Below are 20,318 nucleotides of genomic sequence, written 5' to 3' on the forward strand. Positions count from 1 at the left end.
GCTTCTATTCGATCTTTATATTCTGCTTTATAACGAAACAGGACAAACATCTACGTGTATCGTAAAGGAGAATTGCTGACAAGATTAAAATACTTTATCTTTGTTTTTCGAGGCTTATCATAAATATTTTATTTGAAGATCTTCCCTATGAAAAACAACAGCTTTTTATTTTCTGCAAAAGGAATTTTTACCGCAGCTTTTCTATCTTTAAACACAATCGTTTACGCTCAGAAAACAGCAGATATTTCAACTATTTCGGAGAAAACACTCAACACTATTCTGGAGAAAAACAGATCCTATTATACACAAGGTAAAGTGGCAGATTACATTCCCGAATTGGGAAAAATGGATGCTAAAGCAATTGCCTTTTCAGTGGTAGACAAAAATGGTAAAGTATTCAGCACTGGTGACGTAAATAAAAAATTCACCATGCAGAGTATTTCCAAAATTATCTCATTAATGGTTGCCGTCAGTGAAAAAGGAGAAGCCCATATTTTTGACAAAATGGGATATTTCGGTTCCGATAAACCTTTTAATCATTTTTCCAATCTTGAAACTACAGGTAAACCCCTTAATCCAATGATGAATGCAGGAGCTATCCTTACCACTTCATTAATTTCAGGAGAAGGTGAGAAACCATTCCTCAAAATACTGGACATGGTAAGATACATGACCAAAAATCAAACAATAGATTATAACAAATCTGTTTATGAGTCTGAAAAATCAACAGGACACCGTAACCGTGGAATGTTTTATATCATGAAAAACAGTGGATTGATTTCAGGAAACGAGGATCAGCTGGATAACTATTTCAAACAATGCTCTATTGAACTTACCGCTGAAGATCTGGCGAAAATAGGATATTTCTTTGCCAACCAATGTGTAAGATTTGATGGTGATTCGACATATAAAAATACAGACATGGCAAAATTAGTAGAATCACAGATGCTAACGGCCGGAATGTATGAATTCAGCGGCGAATATTCCAGAATGGTAGGACTGCCCAGCAAATCTGGCGTAGGTGGTGGAATTACGGTAAGCGTTCCCGGAAAAATTGGGATTGGGGTATTCAGCCCTGCTCTGGATCAGCATGGAAATTCATTAGCAGGATACCATATGATCTTAGACCTGGCAAAACAATATGGATTGAGTATATTTTAAATTTTGACAACCTATTAAATTACACTTAATAAACAATATTAGTCTATAATTGATCCGAAACAACCTTTTACAGGTTATTAATCAGATAAATCCTTAACGATTAACATATCCAAAAACAGTAAGTATATCAGGTACTTACTGTTTTTTTATGAATTTCGAAAATATAATTTAATTATTTATTAAAATTCCTATCTGTTTATTTATCAAAATGATAGATAAAATTCATAAATAATTTAAATTAAATCACAATATATTGATTAATTTTACATAAATTCACCTATCCGTTTTATCATATTGATAAAGGGTATTCTGACATTTCCGGACCTTATTCATGGTATATTATCTTTTTGTAATATACCCTAAAACAAATCTCCCTTTTTTGAAATATTTTATTTTTTATTCCTATATTTGCTTAACATTTCTTTAACTATAAATATTTATAGTTATAGTTAATTAGATTGTACCGGCCCTGTTTCTAAGAATAAGAAAACAATAAATATACTTTAATAGTATTTGAACAATTGATATTTTTCTATTAAAAAATCATTATCAAATTACATTTATGATTAAAGATATGTTATAATTTTATTATTTTTATTTCCTCATAACGACAAATCGCGACTTACACTAGTATTATCAGCGTTTTGTTGAGGGATATCATTAACCATTTCTATACCGTAAATGCTATGAAAAACTTGACCAAAATCAGGCTAATGCCTTTTGAAAAGCCGGACATCAACCTTACATCAAACAATCTATTGATAAATAGTAGATTATTGAGTAATTACCATAAAACAATACACATTGTTGACGATTTAACAAAAACCAATTTTATTATATCGTAACGAAAGCACTTGCCTTATTACCGAAAGGCAAAGCATTTTGTTATGAAGCTCTTGCTATCATTCAATAATTATCACGCCATGAAAAAACTAACCATTATTGGACTGACGCCTTTTGAAAAACCGGACGTTAACCTTATCCCTAGACTACATCAGGCGGGTGCATTTCCCGTTCTAAGTTTAGGAAATGACTTAACAGCCGCACAGGAAGCGTTACATCAACTTGACCAGATAGACGTACCATCGTATGGTATTTATTTTTCTAACGACAATTTCACATCTATTCAAATTCCTGAAAAAGTAAGATTTGCGATCCTTCCGTTCGGAATGTCTACCCCTTTCAACCTGCCTATCGTTTATCAGATAAGCAGTGTGGAAGAAGCCAGACAGGCTGAACAATTGGGAGCAGAAGGAATCATTATAAAAGGAAATGAAGCAGGTGGGCTGGTAGGCTATGAATCTACGTTTATATTATTCCAGCGTGTGATCAAAGAAATCCAGAACATTCCGGTGTGGGTACAGGGAGGAATAGGTCTCCATACCGCAGCGGCGTTTAAAGCATTAGGAGCAACAGGAGTTGTACTGGACAGCCAGCTGGCCCTGTTTCCCGAAAGTTCAATTCCAAACGAACTGAAAGATGTATGCTCAAAACTGAATGGTACAGAAACTAAGGTGATCGCGAACCATCGCGTATTGGTAAGACCCAACTCACCTGCATTACCTGAAAATGCAACGGCTGAAGATCTGAAACAATATTTTACCGGTCTGGATCTTAGTGCATGTTATATCCCGATGGGGCAAGACATTTCGCTGGCAACAGACCTGTATGAAGATTTCAAAACCCTGAAAAAACTGATTTTCGGATTCAAAGAAGCCATGTATGGGCATCTGAAGCAGGCAAAAGCTTTGAAGGTTGTTGATAAAGATAACAGTATGGCTAAGGAATTGGGTCTACACTACCCTATTGCTCAAGGTCCTATGACCCGTGTGAGTGATGTTCCTTTATTTGCCAATGCTGTTGCTGATGCCGGAGCCTTACCTTTTGTTGCATTATCCTTATTGAAAGGAGAATCTGCAAAATCCTTGGTGATGGATACCAAAAAACTGGCCGGTGAAAAAACATGGGGTGTAGGGATTCTTGGATTTGCACCGCAGGAATTAAGAGAAGAACAGACCTCTTATATATTGGAAGCGAAACCTCCTGTCGTTTTGATCGCAGGCGGAAGACCCGCTCAAGCTAAAGTGTTTGAAAAAGCAGGAATAAAATCTTTCTTACACGTTCCATCCCCTGCCCTTCTGGATATCTTCCTGAAAGAAGGTGCCAAAAATTTCATTTTTGAAGGACGTGAATGCGGAGGCCATGTAGGCCCTCTCTCAAGCACAGTGCTTTGGGAAAAACAAATAGAACGTATCTTAAAAGAAGATCATCCTGAAAACATCAGTGTCTTTTTTGCAGGTGGAATCCATAACGGTTTTTCAACGGCATTTGTTTCTATCATGGCAGCTCCATTAGCTGCAAGAGGAGTAAAAATTGGCGTATTGATGGGAACCGCTTATCTGTATACCCATGAAGCTGTACAGACCGGAGCCATTCAGGAAGAATTCCAGGCACAGGCAATGCAGGCAAAAGATACAGTCCTGTTGGAAACAGCTCCGGGACATGAAACGCGTTGTCTAAACACTGCATTCGCCAACCATTTCAGTGCAGAAAAGACAAAGCTTCTTGCTGCAGGAATGGATAAAAAACAGGTATGGGAACAGCTTGAAAAATTAAATGTAGGCCGTTTACGTATTGCGGCTAAAGGTATAGAACGTCAGGGCGACAAACTTGTCAATATTCCTAAGGATGATCAACTTGACTTAGGAATGTACATGATCGGGCAGGTAGCTACTATGCATAATCGTGTCATCTCCCTTGCAGCTCTTCATCAAAGCATCGTTGACAATTACGAGCATGTTCAGAATGCTACGTTGTCAGAAGAACCGGTTTCAATGGAAAAACCACTGGACATCGCTATCGTAGGGATGGAATGTATCTTCCCTGGTGCTAAAAACCTTGATGAATACTGGAGAAATATTATTTTAGGAAAAGACAGTGTTACCGAAGTACCGGATGAAAGATGGAATAAAGAATTGTATTATCACCCTGATTCTGACGGACCGGATGTCTCTCACTCCAAATGGGGAGGATTCATTCCTAAAATTGATTTTGATCCATTAGCATTCGGAATTCCGCCACAATCCCTTGCAGCCATTGAACCTACACAATTGTTGACTTTATTGGTTGCAAAACGTGCGATGGAAGATGCCGGATATGGCGAAAAACACATCAACAGAGACAACATTTCTGTAATTATAGGGGCTGAAGGTGGTAATGACCTTGCCAACAGCTATAGTTTCAGAGGATATTATAAACAGGTCTTCGGAGAACTTCATGAAGAAGTAAAAGAAGCTTTCCCACATACCACAGAAGACTCTTTCCCGGGTATTCTTGCCAACGTAATCGCAGGTAGGATTACGAACCGACTGGATCTTGGCGGCAGAAACTTTACTGTAGATGCGGCCTGTGCTTCTTCTTTAGCAGCTCTTGATCTGGCCTGCCAGGAACTTGTATTGGGCAAATCTGATATGGTTCTTGCAGGAGGTGCAGATTTACATAACGGTATCAATGATTACCTGATGTTCTCCAGCACACATGCTTTATCCAGAAAAGGAAGATGTGCTACATTTGACAGTGATGCAGATGGCATTGCTCTTGGAGAAGGTATTGCAATCCTGGTATTAAAAAGATATGAAGATGCAGTACGCGATGGTGACCGTATTTATTCAGTCATCAAAGGAGTGGGCGGATCCAGTGATGGAAAAGCTCTTGGGCTTACTGCTCCAAGACAAATAGGCCAGGTAAGAGCACTAGAACGTGCTTATTCCCAAGCTGGTATCAGTGCGGCTTCTGTAGGTTTAGTGGAAGCTCACGGTACAGGAACCGTTGTAGGTGATAAAACAGAATTAAGTGCATTAACTAATTTGTTCAGCCGTTCAGGGGCATTACCTGGACAGACTCATTTAGGTTCTGTAAAAACACAGATCGGACATACCAAGTGTGCTGCAGGATTAGCAGGATTAATTAAAGCTTCCCTTGCTGTATATCATGGTGTAAAACCACCTACCCTTCACCTTCAGCAGCCTAATACTTATTATAATGCTGAAACCAGTCCATTTGCATTCCATGCAGAAAGTGGATTATGGGGTGAGAAAAACCGTTATGCAGGAATCAGTGCGTTCGGATTCGGAGGAACCAATTTCCATACAGTAATTGCAAATCACCCTAAGCAGGATAATTCAATCGTCATGCAGTCATGGCCTTCAGAATTATTTGTTTTCCGTGGAGATACTTATGAAGAAGCGAAAGGACAATCAGGTCAGATTAAAGCTTTATTAGAAATTAATGATGGTATTCCATTAAAAGATATCGCTTACAGTTTAAGCATCAGCTCAGAAAAACCAATCCAGTTCAGTATCGTTGCTGATACCGCTGAGGACCTCATGATGAAGCTTGAACTAGTACTGCTAGGGATTGAGACAAAAGATACCTTTACAGTCAACAAAAAAGAAGGTAAAGTCGCTTTCACATTCCCTGGACAAGGCAGTCAGAGAATCAATATGGCTCGTGATCTATTCGTAGTCTTCCCGGCTATGCGTAAGATTATCGATGATTATCCTGAGCTTGAAAAAGTAGTTTTCCCGGTTAAAACCTTTAATGAAGCTGATTTAAAACAGCAAAAAGAAACCATTAAAGACACGCGTTTAGCACAACCGCTTTTAGGAATTGTTGATCTTGCATTAGCTAAGTTCCTGGAATCATTAGGAATTGTTCCGGATATGCTGGCAGGCCACAGCTATGGTGAAATACCTGCTTTATGTTTTGCGGGTGTATTTGGAGAAGATAAACTGGTTGACCTAAGTGTTAAGAGAGCTCAATCTATCTTAGATTCAGTGGAAGGAGGTGATCCAGGTTCAATGCTGGCAGCAAGTGCTACCCCGGACCGTTTACAGCCGATCATTGCTAAAGTGGAAGGATGCTATCCTGTGAATTTCAATGCTCCTACTCAGTGCGTTATCGCTGGAAGTACAGAAGCAATCAATAAATTACTGGAAGTACTGAAACAAGAAGGTATTTCAGCAAAAAAACTGGAAGTAGCCTGTGCGTTCCACAGCCCATTACTGGCAAAATCCAAAGGTTTATATGCTGAGGTATTACGAGATGTTCCTTTTGGAGAAATGCAGATTCCTGTGTATTCAAATACTACAGCAGAAGTATATCCTACGAATCCATCAGAAATAAAAGAAAGACTTACCGATCATTTGGTACAGCCTGTAAAATTCGTAGAAGAACTTCAGGCAATGTACAACGACGGTGCAAGAATATTCATCGAAGTAGGACCTGGTAAAGTGCTTACGGGACTGACCAAATCCTGTTTAGAAAGAGATCAGCTTACCCTATATGTTGAAGACAACAGCCGAAATAAGTTTACCCATCTCCTTTGCATGCTTGCCCAATATTTAGGGACAGGACGCAGTTTCAATATTGATAAACTTTTTGACGGCCGAAGTGTTAAGGTTATTGATCTTAACCAGCCTGAGCTTTATAAGAAAAGCCCTGCCATCTGGCGTGTTAACGGGCAGACTGCCCACCCAACCACTGGTAATCTGCCATCTAATGGTGCATTGCCACTCACAAACCCTATTCCCATGAACAATTTTACTACTCATAACCAGCCCCCTGCAGTGGAAGCGCAATCTACCGCTGAACGTATGCTGCAGGAATATTTAAACAGCATGAAACTAATGATACAGGCACAGCGTGATGTGATGCTTTCCTTTATGGGACAGAATCCTCAGGCATTCCCTGCTCCTGTATATACTTCTCCGGTTGCGGCTCCTGCTCATCAGCAAATGTCTGCTATTCCGGTTCAGCCTGTTCATCACGAAAAACCAGTAGCCGTTGCTGCTGTGAAACAAGCGCCGTCAAGAGATATCAAATCCTTATTACTACAGGTAGTGAGCGATAAAACAGGATATCCTCAGGAAATGCTGGGGATGGAAATGGACCTTGAAGCTGACTTAAGTATTGACTCCATTAAAAGAGTGGAGATCATCGGAACACTTCGTAATGAACTCGGAACTTTGGGTAACGGAAATACCAGCGAAGATACCGTTATGGAACAGTTGGCAGGAATCAAAACATTAAGTGGTTTAGTTTCATGGCTTACTGAATTCTCAGGGGCTGACAAAACAGCTACTCCCGAAAACAATAGTTCAGCAGCTGACTCTAACGCATCAAAACCACAAGCTCAATCTACTTTATCACTTGAAGATCTTCAAAATGCTATTCTGAATATTGTAAGTGAAAAAACAGGATATCCGAAAGAAATGTTAGGGCTAGACTTAGATTTGGAAGCAGATCTTAGTATTGATTCTATTAAACGTATGGAAATCATCGGTGATCTTAAAACCAAAATTGGTTTTGGACAAAACCTTGAGCAGGCTGATGATGTAATGGAAAAATTAGCGGCTATTAAAACACTTCGCGGTTTGGCAAGCTGGATCAGTGAAATGAGCGGTGAAACTCCTGAAGTTAAAAATGAAATAAAGGAAACAGCCACTCCTGAAACAACAAATAATGTATTGTCACGCCTTCGTTTCGATATCACTCCAACCGATGCTTCTTTGGTACAAAACACTGAAGTTCTGCAGGGAAAACGTTTTGCCATCACACAAGATGACAGCAAACAAACCTCAGCGATTAAAAGCGAACTGGAGAAACATGGAGCTATCGTAGAATTGGTAGATACAGAAAAAGATCTTTCAAACGTTGACGGATTAATCATGCTGGACCTATTCTCGGCAACTGATAAACCAAGCATTATCGATCACGTTGACTTGATTAAAAAACTGGATTTTGATAAAGTAAAATGGGTATATCTAATCTCAGATATTCCTGCACATCTTCAGGAAATCGCTGATGCACGTATATTACGCCATCACCAGGGATATCCGGGACTGTTCAAAAGTTTGGCAAGAGAATTTGACAATACCACCTGCAGACTCATCAGCCTGAGTACTCCTCAGGAAGTAGATCAGATTGCTGAAATCACTCTAAAAGAGATTCTTACCAACGATAAACCTGCTGAAGTTATTTATAAAAACGATCAGAGACATAAAGTAGACATTATTCCTTCTCCATTATCAACAAGCTTACATGAAGCTCATATCCAGTTAGATCAAAAATCGGTGGTATTGGTATTGGGAGGTGCACAGGGAATCACTGCAGAATTGGCAAAACACATGTCTCAGGCCTATCCTTGTACCTATATTCTGGTAGGAAGATCCGCTGATCCTAGAAATGAAGCATCTATTCTGAAGGAATTTGAAGGGATGAAGACCAAGGAAGAAATAAGAAGTTTCCTTATCAAATCCGGAAAATTCACTTCTCCTGCAGAAATAGAAAAAGAAACGACAAGAGTTTTCAAAAACAATCAGATCCTACGCACCATCCGTGATATGGAAGAACTTGGAAACACCATTATTTATCAATCATTAGACCTTTGTGATGAAGAAGGTTTAGGAAACCTGATCAGCAGTATTTACGAAAAATATGACCGTCTGGACGGAGTCATCCATGGAGCAGGTCTTTTAGAAGATAAATTATTCAAACAAAAGACAACAAGTTCTTTCGGACGTGTATTCGACACCAAAGTGAAACCACTTCGTGTATTGGCTGAACAACTTCGCTCAGACTGCCAGTTTGTAGTTCTGTTCTCAAGTATTGCTTCCGTATACGGTAACAAAGGCCAGACAGATTATGCCGCTGCCAACAGTGTACTGGATGATTACGCAAATGCTTTAAACAAAAGATTAAAAGGAAAAGTAATCTCTATCAACTGGGGACCCTGGAAAGGAGCCGGAATGGTTTCTTCCACCCTTGAATCCGAATACGAGCGTAGAGGTATTTCCATGATTCCATTGGATGAAGGGAAAGAAATCTTCCTTAATGAGATAAAATACGGAACTGAAAGCCAGGTGCTGATCATGTCAGGAAATAATTGGTAAAACTCTGTATAAACTAAGTATGAAAAAAACAGATGTTGCTGTAATTGGTCTATCCTGTGTCTTTCCCGGGGCACAGGATGCCAACACTTTTTGGCAGAATATTGTCAATAAAGTCGATTCTACCGAGCTGGCTCCGGCTGATCGGATAGATCCGGTTCATTTCAGTGATGCGACAAGTCCCGTTGACCGTTTTTACTGTCAGCGTGGAGGATTTATCCCTGATTATACATTCGATCCTACAGCATTCGGCATTTTACCATTGGCTGTTCAGGGAACGGAACCTGACCATTTGCTTACCCTTGATCTGGTACAGAAAGCGCTGGAAGATGCAGGGGTATTTCAAAAGAATACTTCTCTTGAAAAAACAGGAATCATCATCGGTAAAGGAAACTATACCGGCCCTGGTGCTACCCGTGCTATAGAAATTGTAAGAACCGGAGAACAGATTTCCTCATTACTACAGGAATTGCTGCCTCAGGTTTCTTCTGCAGATATTGAAAAAGTAAAACACGCTTTTCAGGAACGCAAAGGACGTTTCGCAGCAGATACGGCTATGGGATTAATTCCTAATCTTGTTGCCTCTTTGGTAGCCAACCGCTTCGATTTAGGAGGTGTTGCTTTTACCGTGGATGCCGCTTGTGCCAGTGCTTTAATCGCTGTAGATCATGCCGTACAGGAACTTCAGAGAGGACGTTCTGATATCATGATCGCAGGAGGGGTACACACTGGACAAAACGCTGCTTTCTGGAGTATTTTTGCCCAGCTGGGAGCAATGTCCCATCAGCAGCAGATCAAACCGTTCAGTATGGATGCTGACGGCCTATTGATCGGTGAAGGGTGTGGTTTCGTCGTGTTAAAAAGATTGGAAGATGCCGTTCGGGATCAGGATAAAATCTATGCTGTGATCAAAGGAGTGGGCGTCAGCAGCGATGGTAATGGAACCAGCGTGATGAGTCCATCCGTAAAAGGTCAGCTTAAAGCTCTAGAACAGGCCTGGATCAATGCTGATTTAGATAAAAATAAAGTGGGATATCTTGAGGCTCATGGCACAGGAACACCCCTTGGAGATAAAACAGAGCTTCAGACCTTAGCTCAGTTCTTCGGAAAAGAAGAAGCTGCTCCGGCAGCGGGTATCGGATCTGTAAAGTCCAATATCGGACATGCTATGCCAGCTGCAGGAATTGCAGGATTAATTAAAACCTGTTTAGCATTACATCACGATACTTTGCCACCAACCTTATATTGTGAGAATCCAACTGCAGATATGCAGAATACAAGGTTTGAACCGGTACAGGAAGCCAAAAACTGGTCAAAAACAGGACTTCCAAAAGTAGCTGCAGTGAATGCCTTCGGATTTGGAGGAATTAATGCACACGTTGTTTTGGAAGGCTATGATATGCCGAAAAAAGATCATGTATTGATTCTAGCAAGACCTACTCATCAAGACTTACTTTCAGCATTACAAAATAATGAAACGGCCATTGGTGAAGGAGATTTCAGAGTTGCGATATTTGATCCTACTCCTGCAAGAGTAGAAAAAGCGATTAAAATTGTTTCCAAAAACCTTACCTGGAAAAACAAACAGGATATCTGGTATACCTCTACCCCATTATTAAAAGATGGCGGAAAAGTAGCCTTTGTATTTCCTGGTTTAGATGGTTTAGCAAAAGGTGAAGTAGACAGTGTGAGTCGTTATTTTGGACTGACAGCTCCTATCGAAACAGAAGGTGAAGGTCTTTTAACGGATGCTTTAAACATCTTCAACAACTGCAGTATCCTTGATAATTCACTGAAAAAACTGGGAATTATTCCTGATATGAATGCAGGACACAGTTTAGGAGAATGGCTGGCAGGTTACTCTTCAGAATTAGCGGAAGCCAATTCTGTAAAAGCCTTAATTGATGTGCTGAATCCTGAAACTTTTGAATTAAAAGATTCCAAATTCATCGCCATAGGAGCCGGAATTGAGGTGATAAAACCTTTTATTGCTGAAATTTCAAATCTTTATGTTTCCAATGACAACTGCCCTAATCAGGTGATTCTTTGCGGAAGCAACACAGCTCTGGATGAATTGGTTCCATTGTTAAAAGCAAAACAGATTTTCCATCAGGTATTGCCGTTCCAATCCGGATTCCACTCTCCATTTATCGCAGATAAGCTGGATGTGATCCTTGCAGGAATGGAAAAAGCACAGTTCCAGCAGACAAAAATACCGTTGTGGTCTGCTACTACATTAGAACCTTACCCTGCAGATCAGGCAGCCATCAGAAAACTGAGTGCCGAGCATTTGGTTCAGCCTGTTCGTTTCCGTGAACTGACAGATAGATTATACGAAGAAGGCGCCAGAGTGTTCATTCAGGTGGGCACAGGAGGTCTGATCGGATTTATTGATGACACCTTAAAAGGAAAAGCCTTCAGTACAATTGCTTCCAGCGTTCCTACCCGTTCTGCATTGGCTCAATTACAACGTGTTGTGGCTTCATTATTTGTAGAAGGAAAAACGATTGCTCTTGACTTTCTGGAGATTCAGAATCATACGAAAAGAGCATCAGGAAAAGGTATTAAACTGGAATTAGGTTCTCCTATTATCCGTAATTTTAAAGAAGTGAAAGCTTTGGCTCAATCATTTGATACGCCAAAACAATATACCGCAACTGCTTCAGCTATTGCTACCAAAAGCGGTCATCCGCTGGTACAGGCATTCCAGGACAATGTTACCGATATGATCCGTATGCAGGAAGAAGTACTGACTTTATTCCAAAACCGTCCGGAAATCACCATCCAAAGACCTGCGCCTGTAACCCATGCAGCTCCAAAACCAGTAAGAAGCACAACTTTCTCAAAAGACTTGTATGTCACGCTGGAAAGTCATCCTTACCTGATCGATCACAGCTTATTGAGACAGCCTAAAGGATGGGCTCATGTCGCTGATATGGAGCCGGTAATTCCGATGACCATGATTTTCGAACAGCTTGCAGAAATTGCAGAAGCGGAAATCCCGGGAACATTGGTTCATAAAATCATGAACGTAAGTGTATTCCAATGGATGAACGTAGCCAAACCTTTCGAAAAAACCGTAAAAGGAGAATGGCGTGGTGCCAACCATGCTTACCTGGATATTGAAAACTTCGCGAATGCAGAAGTAATCTTAAAGACCTCTCCAGTTCCAACACCCGCTTTCAATCTTTCCATCGGTGACCTTTTACCTATCGAAAGAACCCCTGAAGAAATCTATGACATGCACATGTTCCATGGAGATAAATACCAGGGAATTACTGAAATTTCAGCCGTTGGGGACAAAGGAATCGTAGGGAAAATAAAAGGAAATGGTGGAAAAGGCTCTCTACTGGACAATGCAGGACAGTTATTCGGGCTTTGGCTTCAGCTTACTTTGGTAAAAGACCGTATTGCATTTCCTGTAAAAATCAGAGATATTGAATTCTTTGGAGACATGCATGACCAGAATGGTATTTTTGAATGTACCTGTATGCTGACCGAGCTTAATGATGAATTTGCCATTGCAGATATCATCCTGAAAAGAGACGGAAAAGTATGGTGCGCGATTACCGGATGGCAAAACAGAAGACTGGAAATTGATGCTCCCTTATGGAATGTTTCCATGTCGCCGCTGCACAATCGTCTTTCGGAGGAGATTGCTCCTGAAGTATTCTTCTTCCATCAGGCGTATACCAGAGTCGCTTCATGGGATTTTATCCTGAAAAGATATTTCAACCAAACGGAAAAACAACATCACCAGCAGCTATTACCCAACAAGAAAAAAAACTGGATGGTAAGCCGTGTAGCGGTGAAAGATGCCGTAAGAAACCTTCTTCGTCAGGAAAAAAATCATGCCTGCTTCCCGATTACTTTTGAAATCCGTTCCGATGAAGTGGGGAAACCTTACCTCATCAGTGATTTTACAGAAGACATCCATATTTCTTTAGCCCATAAAGGAAAAGAAGCCGTGGGGATCGCGAGATATGGAAAATCTGTAGGAATCGATATGGAACTGATAGAGGAACGCAGCTCCGGATTCTACGACATGGTATTTACCGACAAAGAATTAGCCTTATTAAAAGACAGAGATCAGGCAGAATGGACCACCCGTTTCTGGGTAGCAAAAGAAGCTTACGGAAAATTCATGGGAACAGGACTGAAAGGAAATCCTAAAGCCTTCGAAGTCGAAGTGATAAAAGATGATCACTTGTGGATCAACAACATTGAAATCAAAACTATTAAACATAAAAATTATATTATCGGATGGACACTGTAAACGCAACATTAAAAATGAACCACGAAGAACTTTTTACTTTATTAAAAGGTTTTATTACTGAAGTGATAGGTGCTGAATTTGTAGAAGAGATGGATATTACTCCTGAAAGTTCATTCACCAAAGATCTTGAAATGGACAGCATTGAGATTGTCTCTTTCTCTGAAAAGATCAAAGCGCATTTTGGCGATCAGATCGACTTTACAGGTTGGTTATCATCTATGGATCTTGACCAGCTGATCAATCTTGACCTTAGTATGATCATCAATTATATCTACGAATGCCAATAATCACTGTCAATAACAGACAAGTTCATATACAGGAACTCAACAAAGGAGCCGAACAAACCGTGGTACTCATCCACGGTATGTTCAGCAACCTGTCCATTTATTATTTTAATATTGCCCCTGTGCTGGCAAAGCATTTCCATGTGGTGATGTACGATCTGAAAAGCCACGGTATGAGTGAGCGCTTTTTGGATGGGTACGATCTTGACAACATGTCATCCGATTTAATAGGTTTAATAGATCACCTTCAACTGGAAAAAGTGTACCTTGTCGGCTATAGCTTCGGAGGTCTTATTGCTTTAAAAACAGCATTAGAATACCCTGACCGCGTGAATCAGCTCGTGGTGATGGAGGCTCCGGATCCTCAGGATGAAAAAGCCCGTAACATCATTGATGAATACAGCAAAGAATTCCTTGAGCATTATGTAGCCAATTTTACGGATACCACCAAAGTACAGATGGGCAAAAGACAAATGGAAAAGAACCATCGTATGTATGAATTTCTGTTTAATCAGACCAGCATAAAAGCGGATATGATCAGGGAAAAACATTTTCTTGATGAAGCTGATTTCAATGGATTGACAGCTTCCACTTTATTGCTTTATGGCGCTGATTCCAATTGCAGGCCTACCGGTGAGTGGCTGCAGTCTCAAATCAGCCAGTCTGAGCTTGAATTAATCCCGGGCGATCACAATATTCCTATTCAGGAACCTCAGCTCATTGCTGAAACGATCTCTCAATTTTTATCTAAAATTTTAACACAAAACCATGGCTAAATTTGCATTTATAGTTCCACCATTGACAGGACATGTCAACCCTACCTTAAGCATCGGTGCTACTCTGCTGGAAAGAGGACATGAAGTAGCCTGGATCAGCCTTGACCCGACTTTAGAGGCTAAGCTTCCCGAGGGAGGAAAATTATTACTGATCCAATACGATCAGACCGACGAAGAAAAAAGAGAAAGTGAACAATATCTCGATATTATTTCCAAAAAAGTAGTGTACGGCATAGACAGCGTTAAGTTCCTTTACGAGGAGGTTCTTATCCCGCTGAACAGACATTGCTATAAAGGTGTTGTTTCTTTATTAAAAACATATCAACCTGATTTGATTATCGGAGACCATCAGTTATTTGCGGCCCCGGTGGCAGCGAAGGCTCTTGGAATTCCTTATGCCACTTCCGTTACTGCTCCGGCTGCCATTAAAATCATGAATGAGCTGCCAAAAGTACATGAATGGGAAGTGAATCAAATCATCGATCTACAGAAAGAACTTGGCTTTCAGGAAGAACGTTCTCTGGCGACTTCAGATCTTCTGACTCTTGTTTTAACCTCCAATTATTTCTTTGGGGAAATGGATGATCTGCCGGCTCAATATCAATTCACAGGTCCGGTTCTTACCGAAAGACGTATTTCATGTGAATTCGACTGGGAAAAATTAAAAAGCAAAAACAATAAAAAGATCCTGGTAAGTATTGGTACGACCTTCGATCACGATCATAAAAAAGCCTTTTTCCAAAAGGTAATTGATGCCTTTAAGGATGAAGATTTAACCGTTGTCCTGGTTTCCGATCCACAGCTTTTTGAGCAATGGCCGGATAACTTTATGGTCTATCAGCAGGTTCCTCAGCTGGATCTGCTACCTCATCTTGACGGTGTGGTTTGCCATGGCGGTCACAATACCGTATCTGAAACCTTATCACACGGTATTCCTTTGGTGGTAATTCCGATTGCGTATGACCAGTCGCATGTTGCAGGACGTGTGGTGCGTACAGAAGCGGGTGAACGTCTTAATTTTAACCGATTTAAAGGAAATCACCTGAGAGAAGCTGTACAGCAAATTCTGAATAATCCTAGCTACAAAGAAGCGGCTCAGAAAGTGGGACAGTCTTTTGTAGAAGCCGGAGGTTCAGCTACTGCAGCCAACTTATTGGAACAAGCGATACTGAAGTCTTCAAAACCTGAAAAACCCTCTAAGTTTTTATTCGTTATCCCTCCATTTTTCGGACACGTAAGCCCTACGTTAAGTGTGGGAGCCAGTCTGATTGCCCGCGGCCACGAAGTAAAATGGTTCGGAATTACGCCTTTAGACAGCAAACATATCCCGGAAGGAGGCTCTTATTTCTACCCTGAAGAAGATCTTGTTCCATATCAGGAGGAGATTGCCCGTATTTTAAAAAGACAGGATGACGGACCGGCCTGTTCCGGACCTGAAGTGATGAAACTGGCATTGGAAGAAACCTATGTTCCTTTTGCTAAAATGATGATGCCGGGATTAACCAGACTCACAGAAACCTGGATGCCTGATGTGATCGTGAATGACTGTATCACTTTCGGAGGGGCTCTTTTCGCTCATAAAAATAATATTCCTTGTGTGACCACTACTCCCGTTCCACCAGATGTCATGGGAGATACGGAAAAAAGTGCTCCAAAAATCTGGGAATGGCAGCAAAATCTTATCAAAGACCTTCAAAAAGAAGTAGGCATCCATGAAGAAGGCATTTACATCCATTCTCATAAACTGAATATGGTGTTTACTTCACAGGCTTTTGCTGGTTTTGAAACCGTTCCGTCTCATATGAAATTTGTAGGTCCGGTAAAAGGCCGTCCGAATGATGCTCCATTTGACTGGGATAAACTGAATGCCTCTACGACTCCAAAGATATTTGTATCATTGGGAACGCTGCTGGTAGACATCAGAAAAGCTTTCTTTGAAAAGATTATCGCGGCATTTAAAGATCAGCCGGTAACCGTGATCGCCGCTACTCCACCGGAAATCTTTGAAGAATGGCCGGACAATTTTATTGTCAACAGCTTCGTCCCTCAATCTGCAGTAATGCAGCAAATGGATATGGTGATTTGCCATGGAGGTTTCAATACTGTAAATGATACCTTCCGTAACGGATTACCGATGTTGATTACGCCTATCGCTTATGATCATTTCCATATTGCAAAACTGATCGAACAGGCAGGCTGCGGAATCAGCATCCGATACAAAAGACTGCGTGTAGATGCGCTTCGCGAAACCGTTTTTGAATTGTTGGAAAATCCAAAATACAGAATTGCAGCCCAGGAGGTTCGAAATACATTCACCCTTGCCGGAGGTAACGACAAAGCGGTAGAACTGTTAGAAAATTTTGTACAGGAACATTCAACATTAGCTTCTGTATAAGCCTTTAGATATCTGCCTATGAAAAGAAGATTGCTATTTGGTGAACGTATGTTACTGGGGGACGGAACAGAACCCTTTAACGCGGTCATTCCGTTCAGACTGAGAGGTACCTTTGCATTAAAAGATATCCAGCTGGCTCTGGCTCAAATTCAAAAAAAACATCCATGGCTGAGAGCATTGATCAGCCATGATGAAAAAAATATTCCTTGGTTCAATGTTCCGGAAAATCCTGTTTCTATTCCTGTAAGAATCATTGCCAGACAGAGTGAAGATCAGTGGCAGGAAGAATCCAGGAGAGAATGGAACACGACCTTTAATTATGAAAAACTACCCCTGATCCGGTTTATCTGGATCAAAGGGGAAAATGTTTCTGATATGCTGTTTGCCTTCCACCATTGTCTATGCGATGGTGGTTCTGCAATGACCTTTCTGAATGAGTTTCTGAAGGTTCTTGACAATCCGGCTGCCGATATCGGGATAGAAAATCCGATACTGGGAATACAGGATGTAGTTCCCGCCCGTATTCTGAACAGCCGAAGACAAAAACTGAAAGCTAAGTTTATCGGAAGATTGGCCGCTACGGCGATCAAATTAATCCCTGTGGGTAAAAAAGGCGTTGAAAGACAGAATGACTATCTGATCCACTGGAAACTGGATGAAACGGTAAGCAAGCAATTAATAGCTTACTGTAAATCTCAGGAAGTGACCGTGAATACCTTTTTAAGTGCAGCGGTATTGCAGGCATTTAAAAAAGTAAGAGGAGAAAAATCTTTCAATAAGGTCTCCTGTCCGGTAGATATCAGACGTTTCGCCAATCAGATCAAGGAAGATCACATTTTTGCTTTCGGGCTGATGATCGTGGTTTCTTCTGATGAAAAACTAAGCTTTACAGATAACCTCCGTGCAATGCAGAAATCTGTGGAACAAAAGACCTCAAAGCTGAATCCTTACATTACCATGATGGTGATGGAATCCGGACACGATGCACTGAATAATTTCACCAAACTTTTAAAGAATGGGAAATCATCCAACGACTGTATGTTTTCGAATCTGGGACGTATCCAGATTCCTCACGAGTACAAGGAATTTAGTGTAGATACTATTTTCAGTCCATCTGTGATTGGACCTTTGGGGAATACAACAACGATGGTAACCTCAACGTACCGTGGAGAAATGGATTTTTCATTCATGGGAAGTGAAGGCTACTTACCGTATACCGATGCATTGGCAGTCCGTGATGAGGTCATGCAGACGATTCATTCACAACTAAAACAAACAGCAGTATCATGATCAAAAGACCTTTAATGATGGTGGAAAGGATCATGTATGTAGATCCTGAAACGCCTTTAAACTGTGTTTATACCGCAAAAATCAATGGACAGATTTCTGAGGAAACTTTTAAAACAGCCTTAGCCAAAATCCAGCAGAAACATCCGATGCTGAGAGCGACTATTGAACACAAAATCGGACGCTATCCTCTTTTTGTAGGGCAAAAGGATATTGAACCTATTCCGCTTCGTATTGTAGAAAGGAAAACAGACGAGGATTGGTTTAAAGAATCTGAAAACGGATGGTTTAAACTGTTTGAAGATTCCAAAAAACCATTAGCCGAAGTTGTATGGGTAAAGGGACAGAATGCTTCTGAGATCCTTTGGATCATTCCTCATTGCATTTCCGACGGGACAACCGGAGTGACTTTAATGCGCGAACTTCTTGCTTTGCTGGATAATCCTTATTCACCCTTAATTCCTTATATTGCTTTTGAATCTGTGAATGATTTTCTGCCTTCGGATTTTAATACAGGAATTAAAAAATATAAGGCCAGCCTCTATTTGCTGTTCGCAAGAATATTCTTTTCTATCCAGCGAAAAAGCAAAAAGAGAAACCTTGGAAAAAACTACGCCATTCACTGGAAAATGACCCCTGAAGACACCAAGCTTATCACTGAAAAATGTAAAGCCAATGGGATCTCTGTACATGCTTTACTGTGTTCTTCTGTGATGCAGGCCTTCCGTGATATTCAGGGAGACCGTGCTAAAGGAAAGGTGATCAGTCCTGTAGATGTCCGCCACTTTATTCCGGAAATTAAAGAAGATCATTTGTTTGCTTTTGCCCCGACAGTAGAGCTTTCTGTGAAAAAAGACAGCAAGGATATTCTGAACAATGCCAAGCAGATTAAAAAAGATCTTACAGAGAAAATCAACAAGATGGAAGCCCGCGAACTCCTGTGGATGGGCGAACATATGCACCCCATTGTGGACCGTATGATCAATATGCTGAAATCCAGCGAAGGCGGCCATGATGTAACCTTATCCAATATGGGAAAGGTAAACATCCCGAATGATTATAAAAACTTCAAACTGGAAACCGTGATCAGTCCTACCGTGGCTTTCCCATGGCTGAACTCGAACACTTTAGTAACCAGTACCTACAACCAGCAAATGGACTTCACCTTCATGTCCAATGAAAATTTTCTTCCCAAAGAGGAAGCCCACCAGATAAAAGATAAAGCCATCGAGCTATTGACCACCTCTCTATGAAATTTAAAATAAAGCCTCCAAAGCCAAAAATCATCAAGAAAACCACCCTCAGACGCTTTCTCATCAAGCGTACGATTTACTATGTCCTCCCGAATGTATTTTTTAATTTCATTATCGCCTATGCCAGCTTCAAGGAATTAGGCTACACGCATTTCTTTTCAGGAACTCAAAACCTGGCCCGTCTTACCCTGCCAATGGCTATTTTCCTTCCGGTAGTGCTTACCATTGATATCCTCAAAAGAGTAACGGATGCCGCCAGCCAGGAAGCCATAGAATTTACGGTAGACGAACAGTTGAATATTAAAAAATTAATGACCAAGCTAAGTATCTTACATGGCCTGATTACTGGCTCATTGGTACTCTCCCTACTCTTTATAGGGCAATATAATTTCTCAAAAGATTATAAGCTGGATGCTACGGCAATGGCTGTGGTAGTGGGTGTACTGGCTGGGATTTTGTCTGTGATTTTTGTGTATTTGCCGGTGTGGAGATTGAGGAGGTGGATGTGTAGGAGGATAATATCAGTATAAATTAAACCAGAAAAATCTTGAAATTTAAATACCTCAGAAATTCTTTTCAGTAAAGGGTCTTCAATAATTTTTTTTCTGTTCCAGCAGAGAAACTTTCTTAAGGTTCCTGTCTTCTCCAAGATCAAGAGCCAATGCTTCCTGCTTGATACCCAACATTTCCCTGAATCGTTTCACATTGCGCCCCCTGATGTATTTTATGTTCCATGATAAATCAACATTTATTAAGGTTAAATAGAGAAAAATATCTGCAAAGAAATTTTTAAAAAAAGGAAAAACGATTTTGTCCTTTTTTTAAAAATTTTAAATGGTTTGGTTTCTTAAATAAAAATAACCGCACCGAATATTTTACGCTTTCCCGTAATCCAGAATTGATATTTTTTATTATCATTGCCGTTCATAACAATAAC

9 protein-coding genes are annotated in these 20,318 nt (G+C 40.6%); all 9 read left to right on the top strand.

What is annotated here, in order from left to right:
- Positions 1-147: 147 nt before the first annotated feature.
- The 9 genes from glsA (at position 148) to DBR39_RS12730 (ending at position 19,911) form a co-directional block, all read left to right on the top strand.
- Positions 148-1,161, top strand: a complete 1,014-nt coding sequence (glsA, locus tag DBR39_RS12690; RefSeq protein WP_124533626.1) for a glutaminase A — start codon at positions 148-150, stop codon at positions 1,159-1,161.
- Positions 1,162-2,084: 923 nt separating this feature from the next.
- Complete coding sequence (locus DBR39_RS12695) at positions 2,085-9,113, top strand: type I polyketide synthase (protein ID WP_124533628.1); 7,029 nt, start codon at positions 2,085-2,087, stop codon at positions 9,111-9,113.
- A 19-nt stretch (positions 9,114-9,132) separates the two neighbouring features.
- Positions 9,133-13,386 carry a type I polyketide synthase gene (locus DBR39_RS12700; protein ID WP_124533630.1) on the top strand — a complete coding sequence of 1,418 codons (4,254 nt, stop codon included), beginning with the start codon at positions 9,133-9,135 and terminating at the stop codon, positions 13,384-13,386.
- Positions 13,374-13,673, top strand: coding sequence for an acyl carrier protein (locus tag DBR39_RS12705; RefSeq protein WP_002977699.1), 300 nt, complete (start codon positions 13,374-13,376; stop codon positions 13,671-13,673). Before DBR39_RS12700 ends, DBR39_RS12705 begins: the two co-directional genes overlap by 13 nt.
- A complete protein-coding gene (locus tag DBR39_RS12710; protein ID WP_124533632.1) occupies positions 13,664-14,446 on the top strand; it encodes an alpha/beta fold hydrolase in 783 nt (260 codons plus the stop codon). Before DBR39_RS12705 ends, DBR39_RS12710 begins: the two co-directional genes overlap by 10 nt.
- Complete coding sequence (locus tag DBR39_RS12715) at positions 14,439-16,841, top strand: glycosyltransferase (protein ID WP_124533634.1); 2,403 nt, start codon at positions 14,439-14,441, stop codon at positions 16,839-16,841. Before DBR39_RS12710 ends, DBR39_RS12715 begins: the two co-directional genes overlap by 8 nt.
- 18 nt (positions 16,842-16,859) lie before the next feature.
- Entirely contained in the window at positions 16,860-18,131 is a 1,272-nt protein-coding gene (locus tag DBR39_RS12720; protein ID WP_124533636.1) for a condensation domain-containing protein, read from the top strand.
- On the top strand, positions 18,128-19,381 hold the full coding sequence (locus DBR39_RS12725) for a phthiocerol/phthiodiolone dimycocerosyl transferase family protein (protein ID WP_124533638.1): 1,254 nt from the start codon (positions 18,128-18,130) through the stop codon (positions 19,379-19,381). Before DBR39_RS12720 ends, DBR39_RS12725 begins: the two co-directional genes overlap by 4 nt.
- Positions 19,378-19,911 carry a hypothetical protein gene (locus DBR39_RS12730; RefSeq protein WP_124533639.1) on the top strand — a complete coding sequence of 178 codons (534 nt, stop codon included), beginning with the start codon at positions 19,378-19,380 and terminating at the stop codon, positions 19,909-19,911. The genes DBR39_RS12725 and DBR39_RS12730 overlap by 4 nt, the downstream gene beginning before the upstream one ends.
- Positions 19,912-20,318 lie beyond the last annotated feature (407 nt).

Source organism: Chryseobacterium sp. KBW03 (genome assembly GCF_003852415.1).
GTDB lineage: Bacteria > Bacteroidota > Bacteroidia > Flavobacteriales > Weeksellaceae > Chryseobacterium > Chryseobacterium viscerum.